This window comes from Pseudomonas sp. SWRI50, from assembly GCF_014269095.1.
GTDB classification, from domain to species: Bacteria; Pseudomonadota; Gammaproteobacteria; order Pseudomonadales; family Pseudomonadaceae; genus Aquipseudomonas; species Aquipseudomonas kermanshahensis.
On sequence record NZ_JABWRW010000074.1, the window covers coordinates 1 to 460 of the forward strand.

General features: G+C 48.9%; 2 tRNA genes and 1 rRNA gene. All 3 read left to right on the forward strand.

The window, feature by feature from the left end:
• A 16S ribosomal RNA gene (locus HU750_RS27000) occupies window positions 1-61 on the forward strand; the annotation flags it as partial.
• Between the two features lie 87 nt (window positions 62-148).
• Window positions 149-225, forward strand: a tRNA-Ile gene (locus HU750_RS27005).
• A gap of 24 nt (window positions 226-249) precedes the next feature.
• A tRNA-Ala gene (locus HU750_RS27010) sits at window positions 250-325 on the forward strand.
• Window positions 326-460 lie beyond the last annotated feature (135 nt).

Here is a 460-nt window from a genome sequence, read left to right on the forward strand (position 1 = left end):
GACTGGGGTGAAGTCGTAACAAGGTAGCCGTAGGGGAACCTGCGGCTGGATCACCTCCTTAATCGACGACATCAGCCTGCTGATGAGCTCCCACACGAATTGCTTGATTCACTTGTATAAAGACGATGCTGTAACGCGACCCTGTTATAGGTCTGTAGCTCAGTTGGTTAGAGCGCACCCCTGATAAGGGTGAGGTCGGCAGTTCAAATCTGCCCAGACCTACCATTACATGGTTCAGCCGTAGAATACGGGGCCATAGCTCAGCTGGGAGAGCGCCTGCCTTGCACGCAGGAGGTCAGCGGTTCGATCCCGCTTGGCTCCACCATTTTTCGCAGTATGCAGTCGCTTGTCAGAACTTAGAAATGAACATTCGTTGATGAATGTTGATTTCTGACTTTTGTCAGATCGTTCTTTAAAAATTCGGATATGTGATAGAAATAGACTGAACACTACTTTCACT